General features: G+C 37.9%; 14 protein-coding genes and 5 tRNA genes. 18 read left to right on the top strand and 1 reads right to left on the bottom strand.

What is annotated here, in order from left to right; translation table 11 throughout:
• The first annotated feature begins 33 nt into the window (after positions 1-33).
• From rpsU to Q2T41_RS04095, 18 genes are all read left to right on the top strand, one after another.
• Positions 34-228 carry a 30S ribosomal protein S21 gene (gene rpsU / locus Q2T41_RS04180; protein ID WP_027067859.1) on the top strand — a complete coding sequence of 65 codons (195 nt, stop codon included), beginning with the start codon at positions 34-36 and terminating at the stop codon, positions 226-228.
• Positions 229-320: 92 nt separating this feature from the next.
• Positions 321-1,211 carry a tyrosine-type recombinase/integrase gene (locus Q2T41_RS04175; protein WP_304435060.1) on the top strand — a complete coding sequence of 297 codons (891 nt, stop codon included), beginning with the start codon at positions 321-323 and terminating at the stop codon, positions 1,209-1,211.
• A gap of 49 nt (positions 1,212-1,260) precedes the next feature.
• Positions 1,261-1,563: a ribosome hibernation-promoting factor, HPF/YfiA family gene (hpf, locus tag Q2T41_RS04170; RefSeq protein ID WP_089262968.1), complete on the top strand. Its 303-nt coding sequence runs from the start codon at positions 1,261-1,263 to the stop codon at positions 1,561-1,563.
• 102 nt (positions 1,564-1,665) lie between these two features.
• Positions 1,666-1,739 (top strand) — tRNA-Thr (locus tag Q2T41_RS04165).
• Positions 1,740-1,766: 27 nt separating this feature from the next.
• Positions 1,767-1,848: transfer RNA gene (locus Q2T41_RS04160), tRNA-Tyr, on the top strand.
• 47 nt (positions 1,849-1,895) lie between these two features.
• A tRNA-Gly gene (locus tag Q2T41_RS04155) sits at positions 1,896-1,968 on the top strand.
• Between the two features lie 71 nt (positions 1,969-2,039).
• A tRNA-Thr gene (locus tag Q2T41_RS04150) sits at positions 2,040-2,111 on the top strand.
• Positions 2,112-2,166: 55 nt separating this feature from the next.
• Entirely contained in the window at positions 2,167-3,354 is a 1,188-nt protein-coding gene (gene tuf, locus Q2T41_RS04145) for an elongation factor Tu (protein WP_089262966.1), read from the top strand.
• Between the two features lie 100 nt (positions 3,355-3,454).
• Positions 3,455-3,527: transfer RNA gene (locus Q2T41_RS04140), tRNA-Trp, on the top strand.
• A 54-nt stretch (positions 3,528-3,581) separates the two neighbouring features.
• The gene (secE, locus tag Q2T41_RS04135) at positions 3,582-3,770 is read left to right on the top strand and encodes a preprotein translocase subunit SecE (RefSeq protein WP_068484277.1); all 189 of its coding nucleotides are present in this window, start codon (positions 3,582-3,584) and stop codon (positions 3,768-3,770) included.
• Positions 3,771-3,778: 8 nt separating this feature from the next.
• Positions 3,779-4,330: a transcription termination/antitermination protein NusG gene (gene nusG / locus Q2T41_RS04130; RefSeq protein WP_089262964.1), complete on the top strand. Its 552-nt coding sequence runs from the start codon at positions 3,779-3,781 to the stop codon at positions 4,328-4,330.
• A 70-nt stretch (positions 4,331-4,400) separates the two neighbouring features.
• Positions 4,401-4,838, top strand: a complete 438-nt coding sequence (gene rplK, locus Q2T41_RS04125) for a 50S ribosomal protein L11 (RefSeq protein WP_144801555.1) — start codon at positions 4,401-4,403, stop codon at positions 4,836-4,838.
• 18 nt (positions 4,839-4,856) lie between these two features.
• Complete coding sequence (gene rplA / locus Q2T41_RS04120; RefSeq protein ID WP_089262959.1) at positions 4,857-5,546, top strand: 50S ribosomal protein L1; 690 nt, start codon at positions 4,857-4,859, stop codon at positions 5,544-5,546.
• A gap of 26 nt (positions 5,547-5,572) precedes the next feature.
• The gene (gene rplJ, locus Q2T41_RS04115) at positions 5,573-6,088 is read left to right on the top strand and encodes a 50S ribosomal protein L10 (RefSeq protein WP_304435059.1); all 516 of its coding nucleotides are present in this window, start codon (positions 5,573-5,575) and stop codon (positions 6,086-6,088) included.
• A gap of 50 nt (positions 6,089-6,138) precedes the next feature.
• Positions 6,139-6,519 carry a 50S ribosomal protein L7/L12 gene (gene rplL, locus Q2T41_RS04110; RefSeq protein WP_089262955.1) on the top strand — a complete coding sequence of 127 codons (381 nt, stop codon included), beginning with the start codon at positions 6,139-6,141 and terminating at the stop codon, positions 6,517-6,519.
• A gap of 132 nt (positions 6,520-6,651) precedes the next feature.
• On the top strand, positions 6,652-10,461 hold the full coding sequence (gene rpoB, locus Q2T41_RS04105; RefSeq protein WP_089262953.1) for a DNA-directed RNA polymerase subunit beta: 3,810 nt from the start codon (positions 6,652-6,654) through the stop codon (positions 10,459-10,461).
• 61 nt (positions 10,462-10,522) lie between these two features.
• Positions 10,523-14,821, top strand: a complete 4,299-nt coding sequence (gene rpoC / locus Q2T41_RS04100; protein WP_304435058.1) for a DNA-directed RNA polymerase subunit beta' — start codon at positions 10,523-10,525, stop codon at positions 14,819-14,821.
• 52 nt (positions 14,822-14,873) lie between these two features.
• Positions 14,874-15,188 (top strand): DUF3467 domain-containing protein, encoded by a 315-nt coding sequence (locus Q2T41_RS04095; protein WP_089262949.1) that lies wholly within the window; start codon positions 14,874-14,876, stop codon positions 15,186-15,188.
• 34 nt (positions 15,189-15,222) lie between these two features.
• On the opposite strand, the gene Q2T41_RS04090 is transcribed toward Q2T41_RS04095, so the two are convergent.
• Positions 15,223-16,812, bottom strand: a complete 1,590-nt coding sequence (locus Q2T41_RS04090) for a peptide chain release factor 3 (RefSeq protein ID WP_304435057.1) — start codon at positions 16,810-16,812, stop codon at positions 15,223-15,225.
• Positions 16,813-17,139 lie beyond the last annotated feature (327 nt).

Here is a 17,139-nt window from a genome sequence, read left to right as displayed (position 1 = left end):
CACCCTTAATCATAAAGAGAGGAGGTTTAGCCCATGTTAATAATACCAGTAAAAGAAGGAGAAAACATAGATAGAGCTTTAAAGCGCTTTAAGCGAAAGTTCGATAAAACAGGTACAATGAGACAGTTACGTAAGCGTCAACAGTTCAATAAGCCATCTGTAGTTCGTAGAGCTCAAATCCAAAAAGCAGAATATATTCAAGGTCTTAGAGATCAAGAAGAAATCTAAACTTTGTTTTTATAATATAGAAAATCCCGCTTTATGCGGGATTTTTTTTGCGCAAATCTTAACTAACATAAATCTTTTGATACCTTTAAGTAATGTTTATAGCTGAATTTACTTCATATCTATTATTGGAAAAGAATTATTCCGATCATACCGTAAAGGCTTATGAAAGTGATATAATTTCGTTCTGTGAGTTTGTTACGGCGGCGTTTGGGGTTGAGGACATAGATCATATTGAATATGCTCTTGTGCGAAGTTGGATAGTTAGGTTATCTGAGCTAAAGATCAACAATAGGTCCATTAACAGAAAAATTTCATCGCTAAGGGCGTATTATAAATTTTTGCAAAAAACAGAGGTCATTAATGTTAGTCCTTTAATAAAGCATAGGGCATTGAAAACATCCAAGAAAATAGAGGTGCCGTTTTCTGAACTGGAGATGAGGGGTGTACTTTCCGCCATTGAATTTACTGATACTTTTGAAGGGTGTAGAAATCAATTGTTAATACATATTCTGTATACGACCGGTATGCGTAGGGCGGAACTTATTGGGTTAAAAGTATCGGATATTGATTTTGACGCCAAAACCATTAAGGTATTGGGTAAAAGAAACAAGGAAAGATTGATCCCAATGCTGCAGGAAACTAAGGAAATGATTATAGGCTATTTGAATAAGCGCCTAGGGCTTGAACAGATAAATGATTCCAATTTTATCTTTCTAACGGCATCTGGCAATAAATTATATGAAACACTTGTTTATAGAGTAATAAACAAGTATTTTAGAATGGTTTCAAGCAAGGTGAAGACCAGCCCGCATATTTTAAGGCACACCTTTGCCACCCATCTTTTGAATAAAGGTGCGGATTTAAATTCGGTCAAAGAATTGTTGGGGCACACTAGCTTGGCGTCTACCCAGGTATACACACATAATAGTATTGCAGAATTAAAAAAAGTTCATGCAAAAGCGCACCCAAGGGGTAACAAGTAATAATCGTCTAATCAGGCCAACATTTTTCTTGGCCATAAAATTTCTGAGTATGAAAGTAAATACACAATCGGTAAATTTTAATGCAGATCGTAAGTTGATAGATTTTTTGCAGAACAGGCTTAACAAGGTAGAAACCTTTTATTCAAAGGTCATTAGTTCGGACGTCTACATGAAGGTGGAAAATACGAGTTCTAAAGTAAATAAGATAGTCGAGATAAAAATAAACGTACCTAAGGATAAATTCGTTGTAAAAAAGCAATGTAAATCATTTGAGGAGGCTGTAGACTCTGCGTGTAATTCGTTGGAAAGAAGGCTAATAAAACAAAAGGAAAAATTAAGAGTGCAGGCATGATAAAAATTTTTTAAAATTTGTTTTGAATAAACAAAAAATACTATACATTTGCAGTCCGTTAGAAATAGCGGGCTTTTTTATGGCGATAAAAGTCGTAAATAAGCCGATGTAGCTCAGCTGGCTAGAGCAGCTGATTTGTAATCAGCAGGTCGTGGGTTCGAGTCCCTCCATCGGCTCTGAAGTTCTTTAAAATATTAGTTTGAGGGGAGATACTCAAGCGGCCAACGAGGGCAGACTGTAAATCTGCTGACTACGTCTTCGCAGGTTCGAATCCTGCTCTCCCCACAAAACTATTTTTAAAGTAATTTTATTGAAATTTTGTAATGTTATAAGCGGGAGTAGCTCAGTTGGTAGAGCGTCAGCCTTCCAAGCTGAATGTCGCCGGTTCGAACCCGGTCTCCCGCTCAATAATTAGACAGAAATGTCGTCCCTGCGAAGGCAGGAGTCTGTTTTTGTAAATAGATTCGACACTTTACGCCGGTGTAGCTCAGGGGTAGAGCGTTTCCTTGGTAAGGAAGAGGTCACGAGTTCAATTCTCGTCATTGGCTCAATTAAGGTATAAATTTGTACACTAATATAAACTAAGATTAAAATTCATTAAACATGGCAAAGGAAACTTTCGATCGTTCCAAACCGCACTTAAATATAGGTACTATTGGACACGTGGATCACGGTAAAACTACATTAACTGCTGCTATTACTACTGTATTGGCAAACGCAGGTCTTTCTGAACTGAGAAGTTTCGATTCTATCGATAACGCTCCTGAAGAAAAAGAAAGAGGTATTACTATTAACACTTCACACGTAGAGTATTCTACAGCTAACCGTCACTACGCTCACGTTGACTGTCCTGGTCACGCGGATTACGTAAAGAACATGGTTACCGGTGCTGCTCAAATGGATGGTGCTATTTTAGTTGTTGCCGCTACAGATGGTCCAATGCCACAAACTCGTGAGCACATCCTTTTAGGTCGCCAGGTTGGTATTCCTAGAATCGTTGTTTTCATGAACAAAGTGGATATGGTCGATGATGAGGAGTTGATCGAGCTTGTTGAAATGGAAGTAAGGGAATTGCTTTCTTTCTATGAGTATGATGGTGATAATGGACCTGTAATCGCTGGATCTGCATTAGGTGCATTGAACGGTGAGCAAAAATGGGTTGATACGGTAATGGAATTGATGGATGCTGTTGATAGCTGGATCGAGCTTCCTGCTAGGGATGTTGATAAGGATTTCTTAATGCCTGTTGAAGATGTATTTACGATTACTGGTCGTGGTACTGTTGCAACTGGTCGTATAGAGACTGGTATTGCAAACACTGGTGATCCAGTTGAGATCATTGGTATGGGTGCGGAGAAATTGAACTCTACTATTACAGGGGTTGAGATGTTCCGTAAGATATTGGATAGAGGTGAAGCTGGTGATAACGTAGGTATCTTGTTGAGAGGTATTGAAAAATCTCAAATTAGCCGTGGTATGGTAATCTGTAAGCCAGGTTCTGTTAAGCCACATGCTAAGTTTGAAGCTGAGGTCTATGTATTGAAAAAAGAAGAAGGTGGTCGTCATACGCCATTTCATAATAACTACCGTCCACAGTTTTATGTAAGAACGACAGACGTTACTGGTAACATTGCACTTCCTGCAGGAGTAGAAATGGTAATGCCTGGTGATAACCTTACTATTACTGTTGAGTTGATTCAGCCAATCGCATTGAGCGTAGGTCTACGTTTCGCTATCCGTGAAGGTGGTAGAACTGTAGGTGCTGGTCAGGTAACCAAGATTATAGATTAATTCAATCTAAAGAGTATTGTATATAAGGGTGTCCTGCTCATGCGGGACACCTTTACATGCAAATAAAAGAATAGGTGAATTATTAGATTCGCCATTTTTTACGGGTGTAGCTCAGTTGGTAGAGCACTGGTCTCCAAAACCAGGTGTCGGGAGTTCGAGTCTCTCCTCCCGTGCGCAAGAGTATAGAGGTTGAAATCTCATTAGTTGAAATTGTAAAACAGAATTAGATGTTCACATATATAAAAGAATCCGTTGAAGAGTTAAGGAATAATGTTACTCTTCCCTCACGTGCAGAATCATCAAATTTAATGGTTGTTGTAGCGGTGTTTTCTATCCTATTTGCTTTGGCTACTTGGGGTGTAGATACGGTCTTCAGTAAGGTGATCAAGTTATATTTCAACACTGTTTTAAACTAAGAGGACCTATGTCAGAAGTATTGGAAAAGAAATGGTACGTTGTAAGGGCGGTCAGTGGTCAGGAGAATAAAATCAAAGGCTATATTGAAAGCGAAGTTGAACGTCACGGTTTTTCTGATTATTTAGAGGATGTACTTGTTCCTACAGAGAAAGTAGTGCAAATCAGGAACGGTAAAAAAATTAATAAGGAACGTGTTTATTTCCCTGGTTATATTATGATTAAAGCCAATTTGGGAGGAGAAATGGTTCATATTATTCGTTCTATCACTAATGTTATTGGATTTTTAGGGGAAACAAAAGGCGGAGATCCTGTTCCTTTAAGAAAGAATGAAGTTAATAGAATGCTTGGTAAGGTAGATGAGCTGGCGGTTAATACCGATAGTGTTGCCATACCATTTGTATTTGGGGAGACCGTAAAGGTAATAGATGGTCCGTTCAATGGATTCAACGGTACGGTCGAAAAGATAAACGAAGAAAAACGCAAGCTTGAGGTAATGGTTAAGATTTTCGGAAGAAAAACACCATTAGAGTTAAGTTATATGCAGGTTGAAAAAGTATAATATTAAGTGTTACATACATAATTAAAGTAGTGTTGCTTCCGTAAACACACTTTCAATTTAATTTTAAACAATGGCAAAAGAAGTAGGTAAAGTAGTTAAACTACAAGTTAGGGGAGGTGCAGCGAATCCATCGCCACCGGTTGGACCCGCCTTAGGTGCTGCCGGTGTTAACATTATGGAATTCTGTAAGCAGTTCAACGCTCGTACGCAGGATAAACCAGGTAAGGTATTACCAGTTGTTATCACCGTTTACAAGGATAAGTCTTTCGACTTTGTTGTAAAAACACCACCAGCGGCAGTTCAGCTATTGGAAGCGGCTAAGATTAAAAAAGGATCTGGCGAACCTAACAGAGTAAAATTAGGGAGTGTAACTTGGGACCAAATCAAGGCAATAGCCGATGATAAAATGGTTGACCTTAACGCATTTACCGTGGAATCGGCTATGAGTATGATAGCTGGTACTGCTAGGTCTATGGGTATGAAGGTGTCAGGTAAAAAACCTTTTTAAAATCTTAAAAGCAATTAAATGGCAAAGTTAACTAAGAAGCAAAAAGAAGCGCACTCTAAGATAGAAAAGGATAAATTATATTCTTTGGTAGAGGCTTCTGCTTTAATTAAAGAGATAACCAATACAAAATTTGATGCCTCAGTTGATTTGGCGGTTCGTTTGGGTGTTGATCCAAGGAAAGCTAATCAAATGGTACGTGGTGTGGTAACATTGCCACATGGAACCGGTAAGGACGTTAAGGTTTTGGCTTTGGTAACGCCGGACAAGGAAGCTGAAGCTCAAGAAGCAGGCGCTGATTATGTTGGGTTAGATGAGTACTTGGAAAAAATAAAAGGCGGTTGGACAGATGTCGATGTTATCATCACAATGCCAAGCGTTATGGGTAAATTAGGTCCTTTAGGTCGTGTTTTAGGACCAAGAGGTTTAATGCCGAATCCAAAGACGGGTACCGTAACAATGGATGTGGCCAAGGCTGTATCTGAAGTAAAAGCGGGTAAAATCGATTTTAAGGTCGATAAAACAGGTATTGTACATGCTGCGATAGGTAAAGCGTCTTTCTCAGCGGATAAATTGGTGGATAACGCAAAAGAGTTGTTGGATACATTGAATAAGATGAAACCAACTGCTGCAAAGGGTGTATATATGAAAACTGTTTTCATGTCAAGTACAATGAGCCCAAGTTTGCAATTAGACCCAAAGTCAGTATAACGAACTGCTAGTTAAAAATTAATAGTATGACAAGAGAAGAAAAAGCAACGGTTATAGAAGATTTGACTGCGCAGTTGGCTAATAGTTCCAGTATTTATTTAGCAGATATATCCGGTTTAAATGCCGGTATAACTTCAGATTTAAGAAGAGCTGCTTTTAAGGCGAACATTAAACTGGCAGTTGTTAAAAATACCTTGCTTGCAAAAGCAATGGAAGCTTCAGACAAAGAATTTGGCGAATTGCCGGAAGTGTTAAAGGGAAATACCTCTTTGATGTTTTCTGATGTAGCCAATGCTCCAGCTAAATTGATAAAGAACTTCAGAAAAAAATCTGAAAAGCCTTTATTAAAAGGAGCTTTTGTTGAAGAAGCAATATATATAGGTGATGAAAACTTAGATGCTTTGGTTAGCATTAAGTCTAAGGAAGAAATGATTGGTGAAATAATCGGATTGTTACAATCTCCGGCCAAGAATGTTATTTCTGGACTTAAATCTGGCGGTGGTAAACTTGCCGGTATTCTTAAGACATTATCTGAAAAATAAGTACGCACTATAAACTAAGTATATTTTAAAATTTTATTAAACGATAGAAAATGGCAGATTTAAAAGATTTCGCAGAACAATTGGTTAACCTTACGGTAAAAGAAGTAAACGAGTTAGCTGATATATTAAAAGAAGAATACGGTATTGAGCCTGCAGCTGCAGCTGTAGCGGTTGCCGCTGGTGGTGGTGCTGCTGAAGGTGGTGATGCTGGTGAAGCTCAAACAGAATTCGATGTTATCTTGAAAGCACCAGGTGCTTCTAAGTTAGCAGTAGTTAAATTGGTTAAGGAATTGACTGGTTTAGGTTTGAAAGATGCTAAGGATATTGTTGACAGCGCACCAAAAGCTGTTAAGGAAGCTGTTTCTAAAGATGAAGCAGAAGGTATCAAAAAATCATTGGAAGAAGCTGGAGCAGAAGTTGAGCTTAAATAATAGCAACAACCATATTACTTTTGGTTTAGGTCTTTTCGCTTTTTGCGGTTAGACCTAAGCCATTTTATAGATTTAGGTATATTAAGAAGTATACTACCCCTTTAGTACTCACGATCAAAACACTGTCCGTAGATGTTCACAAATCAGACTGAAAGAATAAGCTTTGCTTCCGCAAGAAATACACCGGATTATCCGGATTTCTTGGATATTCAGATTAAATCTTTTCAAGACTTTTTTCAACTTGAGACTAAATCAGATGAAAGAGGTAATGAAGGTTTATACAATACCTTCATGGAGAATTTTCCAATAACTGATACTAGAAATCAGTTTGTATTGGAGTTTTTAGATTATTTTATTGATCCACCCCGATATTCTATTCAAGAATGTATTGAGAGAGGTCTTACATATAGCGTTCCCTTAAAGGCACGTTTAAAATTGTATTGTACCGATCCGGAACATGAAGACTTTGAGACTATCGTACAAGATGTGTATTTGGGTACTATACCTTATATGACACCAAGTGGAACTTTTGTTATCAATGGCGCAGAGAGAGTTGTGGTTTCTCAGTTACATAGATCACCAGGGGTTTTCTTTGGTCAGTCTTTTCATGCAAATGGAACTAAATTATATTCTGCCAGGGTAATTCCTTTCAAAGGCTCATGGATAGAATTTGCTACCGATATCAATGGCGTAATGTATGCTTATATCGATAGAAAGAAAAAATTACCGGTTACTACCTTGTTCAGAGCTATTGGTTTTGAACGTGATAAGGATATTTTAGAAATTTTTGACCTTTCAGAAGAAGTAAAGGTCTCTAATGCCGGGCTTAAAAAAGTATTGGGACGTAAATTGGCGGCTAGGGTGTTGAACACGTGGCACGAAGATTTCGTAGATGAGGATACAGGTGAAGTTGTCTCAATAGAACGTAATGAAATAGTATTGGACCGTGATACTATTTTGGAAAAAGAGCATATTGCAGAAATAATCGATGCAGATGTTAAGACTATTTTGTTACATAAGGAGAATAATGCGCAATCAGATTACGCCATTATCCATAATACGTTACAAAAGGATCCAACAAATTCTGAAAAGGAAGCTGTTGAGCACATCTATCGTCAATTACGTAATGCAGAACCGCCAGATGAGGAAACTGCACGTGGTATAATTGATAAATTGTTCTTTTCTGACCAACGCTATAACCTAGGTGAGGTTGGTCGTTACAGAATGAACAAGAAGTTACAGTTGGATATTGGAATGGACAAGCAGGTCTTGACAAAGGAAGATATCATAACAATCATTAAATATTTAATTGAGTTAATTAACTCAAAAGCAGAGATCGATGATATTGATCACCTTTCTAACCGTCGTGTAAGAACTGTAGGGGAGCAATTGTCATCTCAGTTCGGTGTTGGTCTTGCCCGTATGGCCAGAACAATACGTGAGCGTATGAACGTTCGTGATAATGAAGTGTTTACACCTATAGATTTGATTAATGCCAAGACACTGTCTTCGGTTATCAATTCTTTCTTTGGTACTAACCAGTTATCGCAGTTTATGGATCAAACAAATCCACTTGCTGAGATTACGCACAAGAGAAGATTATCGGCTTTAGGTCCAGGCGGTCTTTCAAGAGAACGTGCAGGATTTGAGGTTCGTGATGTTCACTATACACACTATGGTCGTCTTTGTCCTATAGAAACTCCAGAAGGTCCAAACATTGGACTTATATCTTCACTTTCTGTTTTTGCGAAAGTGAATCCTATGGGCTTCTTGGAAACGCCTTATAGAAAGGTGACGGACGCTGTAGTGGATTATAAAAACTATGCATATTTAAGTGCAGAGGAAGAAGAAGGAATGAAAATTGCTCAGGCAAACATTCCTATGGATGATGACGGTAAGATAAGTGTGGATAAAGTGATTGCAAGGGAAGAAGGAGATTTCCCAGTAGTAGACCCATCTGATATTCAATATACGGATGTTGCACCAAACCAAATTGCTTCTATTTCTGCTTCATTGATTCCATTTTTGGAACATGATGATGCGAACAGGGCGTTGATGGGCTCTAACATGATGCGCCAGGCGGTACCATTGTTGAAGCCACAGTCTCCAATCGTGGGAACAGGTCTTGAAAGACAGGTAGCCTCAGATTCTAGGGTGTTGATCAATGCGGAAGGCGATGGTGTTATTGAATATGTTGATTCTCAGAAAATTACCATCAAATATGATAGAACTGATAACGAAAGATTAATAAGTTTCGACGAAGACGAGAAAACCTATTTCTTGGTGAAGTTTAGAAAAACCAACCAAGGAACCAATATTAACCTAAAGCCAATTGTTCAAAAAGGGGATAGGGTTAAAAAAGGACAGGTATTATGTGAGGGTTATGCAACCGAAAAAGGTGAGTTGGCCTTGGGAAGAAACTTGACCGTGGCATTTATGCCTTGGAAAGGATATAACTTTGAGGATGCGATCGTTATTTCGGAGAAGGTTGTACGTGAAGATATTTTTACCTCTATCCATGTTGATGAATATTCTTTGGAAGTTAGGGATACCAAATTAGGGGCAGAAGAGCTTACGCATGATATTCCTAATGTATCTGAAGAGGCTACTAAAGACTTGGATGAGAATGGTATGATTAGAATAGGTGCTGAAGTTAAGCCCGGTGATATTCTAATTGGTAAGATTACTCCTAAAGGGGAGTCTGATCCTACACCTGAAGAAAAATTGTTACGTGCCATTTTTGGAGACAAGGCTGGTGATGTAAAAGATGCCTCTTTAAAAGCGTCGCCTTCATTAAGAGGGGTCGTAATTGAAAAGAAATTGTTCTCTAGATCGGTAAAGGATAAGAGAAAACGTTCAGAAGATAAGGAAGAGCTTTCTAAATTGGAATTGGAATACGAAGTAAAGTTCCAAGAATTAAAAGATGTTCTTGTTGAGAAATTGTTTACGATAGTAAATGGTAAAACTTCACAAGGAGTACTTAATGATTTAGGGGAAGAAGTTTTGCCTAAGGGTAAGAAGTATACTATGAAAATGTTGAACTCTGTGGATGATTTTGCTCATTTAGTGGGTGGAAGTTGGACTACGGATAATGAAACAAATGCATTGGTAGCAGATTTGCTTCATAATTATAAGATTAAGCTTAACGACTTACAAGGTAACTTGAGAAGGGATAAGTTTACCATTTCTGTTGGGGATGAATTACCAGCGGGTATTATGAAGCTTGCCAAGGTTTATGTAGCTAAAAAACGTAAACTAAAAGTTGGTGATAAAATGGCGGGTAGACACGGTAACAAAGGTATTGTTTCCAGGATTGTACGTCATGAGGATATGCCGTTCCTAGAAGATGGAACTCCCGTAGATATCGTATTGAACCCATTAGGTGTACCATCGCGTATGAACATTGGGCAGATTTATGAAACTGTATTGGGATGGGCTGGCCTAAAATTGGGTAAGAAATTTGCCACTCCAATTTTTGACGGTGCCACATTGGACGAGATCAATGCTTATACGGATGAAGCGGGAATTCCAAGATTTGGACATACATATTTGTATGATGGAGGAACTGGTCAACGTTTTGATCAACCGGCCACCGTGGGTGTTATCTATATGTTGAAACTAGGACATATGGTAGATGATAAGATGCACGCTAGATCTATTGGACCATACTCTTTGATTACGCAACAGCCATTGGGTGGTAAAGCTCAATTTGGTGGTCAGCGTTTTGGTGAGATGGAAGTTTGGGCACTTGAGGCCTACGGTGCATCCGCAACCTTACGTGAGATTTTAACGGTTAAGTCCGATGATGTAATCGGAAGAGCTAAGACCTATGAATCTATTGTTAAGGGCGAAACAATGCCTGAACCTGGTTTACCAGAATCTTTCAACGTTTTAATGCACGAACTTAAGGGATTAGGTTTGGATATTAGACTTGAGGAGTAGTTCAATAGTTACTATTGAAGACTATAAGTAAAAAAAATTAAAACATTATCAGCACGCTATTATGGCAAGAATAAAAGATAATAACCCAGTAAAAAGGTTCGATAAAATTTCAATAGGTTTAGCATCGCCAGAATCAATTTTGGCAGAATCTAGAGGTGAGGTTTTAAAGCCTGAAACAATTAATTATAGAACGCACAAACCAGAACGTGATGGTTTGTTTTGTGAGCGTATTTTTGGCCCTGTAAAGGACTATGAATGTGCTTGTGGAAAATATAAGCGTATTCGCTACCGCGGTATTGTATGTGATCGTTGTGGTGTGGAGGTAACGGAAAAAAAGGTTCGTAGGGATCGTGTAGGTCATATTAACCTAGTAGTTCCTGTAGCACATATTTGGTACTTTCGTTCCTTACCCAACAAAATAGGATACCTTTTAGGTTTGCCGTCCAAGAAATTGGATATGATTATTTACTACGAACGTTATGTAGTAATACAGCCAGGTATTGCCAAAGGTCCTGAAGGTGAGGAAATTCAGAAAATGGATTTCTTGACAGAAGAGGAATATTTGAACATTTTGGATACCATTCCTCAAGAAAATCAATATTTAGAAGATTCTGACCCTAATAAATTCATCGCTAAGATGGGGGCGGAATGTTTAATTGATCTATTGGGAAGGATTAATTTAAAGGAACTTTCTTTTGAGTTAAGACATAAGGCAAATACGGAAACCTCTAAACAACGTAAAACAGAGGCCTTAAAGCGTCTACAGGTTGTAGAGGCATTAAGGGAATCCCAAGAAAATAGAGAGAACGAGCCAGAGTGGATGATTATGAAGGTAATTCCGGTAATACCACCAGAATTACGTCCATTGGTTCCATTGGATGGTGGCCGTTTTGCAACATCAGATTTAAATGATCTTTATAGAAGGGTAATTATCCGTAACAACCGTCTGAAAAGATTAGTTGAAATAAAGGCTCCAGAAGTAATTTTACGTAATGAAAAACGTATGCTTCAGGAAGCGGTGGATTCGTTGTTCGATAACACAAGAAAAGCATCTGCTGTTAAAACAGAATCAAATAGACCTTTAAAATCACTTTCAGATTCATTGAAAGGAAAACAAGGTCGTTTCCGTCAAAACCTTTTAGGTAAACGTGTTGATTACTCTGCGCGTTCGGTAATTGTTGTAGGTCCGGAAATGAAGTTGTTTGAATGTGGTCTGCCTAAAGATATGGCTGCGGAACTTTACAAACCTTTTGTTATCAGAAAACTGATTGAAAGAGGTATTGTAAAAACAGTAAAATCTGCTAAAAAAATTATAGATAAAAAAGAGCCTGTAGTTTGGGATATCTTAGAAAATGTACTGAAAGGGCATCCTGTAATGTTAAACAGGGCTCCTACATTGCACCGTTTAGGTATACAAGCTTTTCAGCCAAAATTAATTGAAGGTAAGGCAATACGTCTGCACCCATTGGTTTGTACTGCGTTTAACGCGGATTTTGATGGGGATCAAATGGCGGTTCACCTTCCTTTAGGGCCAGAGGCTATTCTAGAATGTCAATTATTGATGTTGGCTTCGCATAATATTTTGAACCCTGCCAACGGTTCTCCTATTACGGTACCATCACAGGATATGGTCTTGGGTCTATATTATATGACCAAAGAAAGAAAATCTACGCCTGAGTTGATTGTAAAAGGTGAAGGAATTACTTTTTACTCGTTTGAAGAAGTTGAAATTGCCTTTAATGAAGGTAAGGTAGATTTGAATGCCGGTATCAAGGTAAGGGCCAAGGATTTTAATGAAGAAGGAGAGTTGGTATATAAGATAATACCAACAACTGTAGGTAGAGTATTGTTCAACATGGAAGTTCCTGAAGAGGCAGGTTATATCAATGATGTCTTGAACAAGAAATCCCTTAGGGATATTATCGGTGGAATTTTAGCCGTAACAGATGTGCCAACAACGGCAGATTTCTTGGATAGAATTAAGAATTTAGGGTATGATTTTGCCTTTAGAGGAGGATTATCTTTTAGTTTAGGGGATATTATTATACCAAAAGAGAAACATGAAATGATTGCAGATGCCAATGGTCAAGTTGACGGCATTATGGCAAACTATAACATGGGTCTAATAACAAACAACGAACGCTACAATCAGGTAATTGATGTTTGGACATCTACCAATGCTCAGTTAACTGAGTTGGCAATGAAACGTATTCGTGAGGATCAACAAGGGTTTAACTCTGTGTATATGATGCTTGATTCTGGTGCAAGGGGTTCTAAGGAGCAAATTCGCCAGTTAACGGGTATGCGTGGTCTTATGGCTAAGCCTAAAAAATCTACTGCCGGTGGTGGTGAGATTATTGAAAACCCAATTTTATCTAACTTTAAGGAAGGTCTTTCCATTCTTGAATACTTTATATCAACACACGGTGCTCGTAAAGGACTTGCGGATACGGCCCTTAAAACGGCTGATGCTGGTTACCTAACAAGAAGGTTGGTAGATGTTTCTCAAGATGTAATTATTAATACTGAAGATTGTGAGACCTTAAGAGGTGTAGAAGTACAGGCGCTTAAGAAAAATGAAGAGGTAGTAGAAAGTCTTGGAGAAAGAATCTTGGGTCGTGTATCATTACATGATGTTTACAATCCAATGACGGAAGAGTTGATCTTAAAGGCTGGTCAGCATATCATGGAGAGCGATGTTAAGAAAATAGAGAATTCTCCTATAGAAAAAGTTCAGGTAAGGTCGGCATTGACATGTGAGGCTGAAAAAGGAATTTGTGCACAATGTTACGGAAGAAACCTATCTACCAATAAAATGGTACAAAGGGGTGAAGCTGTAGGTGTTGTAGCAGCACAATCCATTGGTGAGCCAGGAACACAGCTTACACTAAGAACGTTCCACGTAGGTGGTATTGCAGGTAACATTTCAGAGGACAACAAATTAGAGGTAAGATTCTCGGGTATTGCTGAAATTGAGGATTTAAGAACGGTAACCGGTGAAGGTTCGGATGGTAATCCGGCTGAAATCGTAATATCAAGAACAACGGAAATTAAAGTTGTTGATGCAAAAACTGGTATAACCTTAAGTACAAGCAATATTCCTTATGGTTCACAATTATTTGTGGAAAATGGTGCAAAGGTGGAAAAAGGAGATGTTATTTGTTCTTGGGATCCCTATAACGGTGTAATCGTTTCTGAATTCCCAGGTAAGATCGCCTATGAGAATATTGAACAAGGTGTTACATATCAAGTAGAAATAGATGAACAAACTGGTTTCCAGGAGAAAGTTATTTCTGAATCTCGAAACAAAAAGTTGATTCCAACTTTATTGATTCAAGATAATAAAGGAGAAACCTTGCGTTCATATAACTTACCTGTAGGTTCCCACATTATGGTAGATGATGGTGATAAGATCAAGGAAGGTAAGATTTTGGTTAAAATACCACGTAAATCTGCAAAGGCAGGTGATATTACCGGTGGTCTACCTAGGGTAACTGAATTGTTCGAGGCACGAAATCCTTCTAACCCAGCGGTGGTGTCCGAAATTGATGGTGTTGTTTCTTTTGGTAAGATCAAGAGAGGTAACCGTGAGATAATCATTGAATCCAAATTGGGAGAAGTAAAGAAATATTTGGTGAAGCTATCTAATCAAATCCTTGTACAGGAAAATGATTATGTTAGGGCAGGTATGCCATTATCGGATGGTTCTATTACTCCTGAGGATATATTGGCAATAAAAGGACCATCTGCCGTACAGCAGTACTTGGTGAACGAAGTGCAAGAGGTGTATAGGTTACAAGGTGTAAAGATCAATGACAAGCACTTTGAGGTAGTCGTTAGGCAAATGATGAGAAAGGTAAGAATCGTTGATCCGGGAGATACAATTTTCTTGGAAAACCAATTAATTCATAAAGATGACTTTATTAAGGAAAATGATAATATTTTCGGTAAAAAAGTTGTCATGGATGCCGGTGATTCGGAAAACTTGAAACCTGGTCAAATAGTTACACCAAGGGAATTGAGGGACGAGAATTCATTGCTTAAACGTAGTGATAAAGCCATTGTAGAGGCAAGGGATGCCGTATCGGCAACAGCCACCCCAATATTGCAGGGTATTACAAGGGCTTCATTACAGACGAAGTCATTTATCTCTGCTGCATCGTTCCAAGAAACGACAAAAGTTCTGAACGAGGCTGCAGTAAGTGGTAAGATAGATACGTTAGAGGGTCTTAAAGAAAATGTAATCGTAGGTCATAAGATTCCGGCAGGTACAGGAATGAGGGACTATGATAGCATAATCGTAGGATCTAAGGAAGAGTATGATGAGATAATGGCCAGAAAAGAGGCCTTAAGATTTTAATATCAAAGACCCTCAAATTAAATTTGAGGGTCTTTTTTTATAATTAAAAACTATGAGTGAGAATAAAAATCCGAATCAAAAACAAATCAATATAGAGTTGGATGAAAAGATGGCCGAAGGAATCTATTCCAATTTAGCCATTATAAATCATTCGGTTTCGGAATTTGTAGTGGATTTTATCAGTATGATGCCTGGTGCGCCAAAAGCAAAGGTTAAAAGTAGAATAATTTTGACCCCCCAACATGCAAAGAAGTTTTTAAAAGCTTTAAACGAAAATGTGCAACGTTTTGAAAAGGCACATGGAACGATAAAAGATTATGAACAACCTTCCATACCTCTAAATTTTGGACCTACGGGAGAAGCATAAAAAAAAGCCCAATATTTAAATTGGGCTTTTTTATTTAATCAAATTCCGAAACAAAGTGAAGCTTCACAGAAGGATATTTCTGTTGCGTCATTTGCAACGAAAATTGTGAATCTGCTAAAAAGACCAACTGGCCCCTTTTATCTTTTGCTAAAAATTTTTGCTTTACACGTTCAAATTCTTTGAATTCCTCTGATTTTCTATTTTCGGTTCCTACCCAACAAGCTTTGTAAACATTGAAATTTTCATAGCTACATTTGGCACCATATTCGTGTTCTAGTCTATATTGTATTACTTCAAATTGTAGGGCGCCAACGGTACCAATTACCTTTCGGCCATTTAATTCTAAGGTAAAAAGCTGTGCCACACCTTCGTCCATCAATTGGTCAATACCTTTGTACAATTGCTTGGATTTCATGGGGTCGGCATTATTGATGTACCTAAAGTGTTCTGGAGAAAAACTGGGTATCCCTTTGTAATGCAAAATTTCGCCTTCGGTCAAAGTGTCCCCAATTTTAAAGTTACCTGTGTCATGCAGGCCAACAATATCTCCAGGATAGGAAATGTCCACAATTTCTTTTTTTTCCGCAAAAAAAGCATTGGGGCTTGAAAACTTTAATTTTTTTCCTTGTCTTACATGTAGGTATGGCTTATTTCGTTCAAATGTTCCAGAAACTATTTTAATAAAAGCCAAACGGTCCCTATGTTTTGGATCCATATTGGCATGAATCTTAAAAACAAATCCGGTCATATCCTTTTCGCTGGCTTCTACCATACGCTCCTCGGCATTCTTTGAGCGTGGTGTAGGGGCTATTTGAATAAAACAGTCCAAAAGTTCCCTAACACCAAAATTGTTAAGAGCTGAACCAAAAAAAACAGGTTGCTGATCACCCTTTAAATATAATTCCTTGTTGAACTTTGGGTAAACTCCCCATACCAAATCTAGATTATCCCTAAGTTCTTCAGCGGCATTGGAACCTATTATTTTTTCCAATTCTGGGTTGTTGACATCATCAAAGGCAATGGTCTGTTCAATATTTTTTTTGCTATCCCCGCTAAATAGGTTAATATTTTTTTCGTAAATATTGTAAATCCCTTTAAAATCATATCCCATACCTATAGGAAAACTTAATGGTGTAACGGATAACCCTAGTTTTTGCTCTAATTCATCCAATAGGTCAAAGGCATCTTGTCCTTCACGGTCCATTTTATTTATGAAAACCAGCATGGGTATCTTCCTCATTCGGCAGACTTCAACCAATTTTACCGTTTGTTCTTCCACACCTTTGGCAACATCAATAACTACGATTACACTATCAACTGCTGTTAATGTTCTAAAAGTGTCTTCTGCAAAATCCTTATGGCCAGGTGTGTCAAGGATATTTATTTTTTTGTCCTTGTATATAAAAGCTAGAACAGAGGTTGCAACTGAGATACCTCTTTGTCGCTCTATCTCCATAAAATCACTGGTAGCGGTCTTTTTTATTTTATTGTTTTTTACCGCTCCTGCTTCTTGTATGGCGCCACCAAAGAGTAGCAATTTTTCGGTCAATGTGGTTTTACCGGCATCAGGATGTGAAATTATGCCAAAAGTCCTTCTTCGTTCTATTTCTTGCTTAAAACTCATGTAAAATATTTGTGCAAAAATAAGCTAATTTGTATTCTCCATCTTACTGTAATTTAAAGCAAAAATCAAAATTAAAAAGTATAGCGAAAGCGGGTGAAAAGAATTTTTGTAAAAAGTAAGGGTGGTGAAAAGAATTTTCGCATTACATAGTCTTTTTCTTAACTTATACCGTACTTAATTGTATTGACAGGATATTAATGTAACTTTCAACAAATTAATAAGTAGTTCATCTTTTGTATTTGATGGATAAAGGAAAAACTATTTGTGTTGAAATATTTATACTATATCTTAGCATAGTTTTTTATTAAGTAAGCCCCACTTTCTTAT

It is taken from the genome of Maribacter confluentis, assembly GCF_030505015.1.
GTDB classification, from domain to species: domain Bacteria; phylum Bacteroidota; class Bacteroidia; order Flavobacteriales; family Flavobacteriaceae; genus Maribacter; species Maribacter sedimenticola.
Note: the sequence above shows the minus strand (reverse complement) of the source record. Positions and strands in the feature narration are given on the sequence as shown.

Coding starts and splice junctions, on each gene's coding strand:
- rpsU (WP_027067859.1), top strand. CDS start 34: ATGTTAATAATACCAGTAAAAGAAGGAGAAAACATAGATAGAGCTTTA.
- Q2T41_RS04175 (WP_304435060.1), top strand. CDS start 321: ATGTTTATAGCTGAATTTACTTCATATCTATTATTGGAAAAGAATTAT.
- hpf (WP_089262968.1), top strand. CDS start 1,261: ATGAAAGTAAATACACAATCGGTAAATTTTAATGCAGATCGTAAGTTG.
- tuf (WP_089262966.1), top strand. CDS start 2,167: ATGGCAAAGGAAACTTTCGATCGTTCCAAACCGCACTTAAATATAGGT.
- secE (WP_068484277.1), top strand. CDS start 3,582: ATGTTCACATATATAAAAGAATCCGTTGAAGAGTTAAGGAATAATGTT.
- nusG (WP_089262964.1), top strand. CDS start 3,779: ATGTCAGAAGTATTGGAAAAGAAATGGTACGTTGTAAGGGCGGTCAGT.
- rplK (WP_144801555.1), top strand. CDS start 4,401: ATGGCAAAAGAAGTAGGTAAAGTAGTTAAACTACAAGTTAGGGGAGGT.
- rplA (WP_089262959.1), top strand. CDS start 4,857: ATGGCAAAGTTAACTAAGAAGCAAAAAGAAGCGCACTCTAAGATAGAA.
- rplJ (WP_304435059.1), top strand. CDS start 5,573: ATGACAAGAGAAGAAAAAGCAACGGTTATAGAAGATTTGACTGCGCAG.
- rplL (WP_089262955.1), top strand. CDS start 6,139: ATGGCAGATTTAAAAGATTTCGCAGAACAATTGGTTAACCTTACGGTA.
- rpoB (WP_089262953.1), top strand. CDS start 6,652: ATGTTCACAAATCAGACTGAAAGAATAAGCTTTGCTTCCGCAAGAAAT.
- rpoC (WP_304435058.1), top strand. CDS start 10,523: ATGGCAAGAATAAAAGATAATAACCCAGTAAAAAGGTTCGATAAAATT.
- Q2T41_RS04095 (WP_089262949.1), top strand. CDS start 14,874: ATGAGTGAGAATAAAAATCCGAATCAAAAACAAATCAATATAGAGTTG.
- Q2T41_RS04090 (WP_304435057.1), bottom strand. CDS start 16,812: ATGAGTTTTAAGCAAGAAATAGAACGAAGAAGGACTTTTGGCATAATT.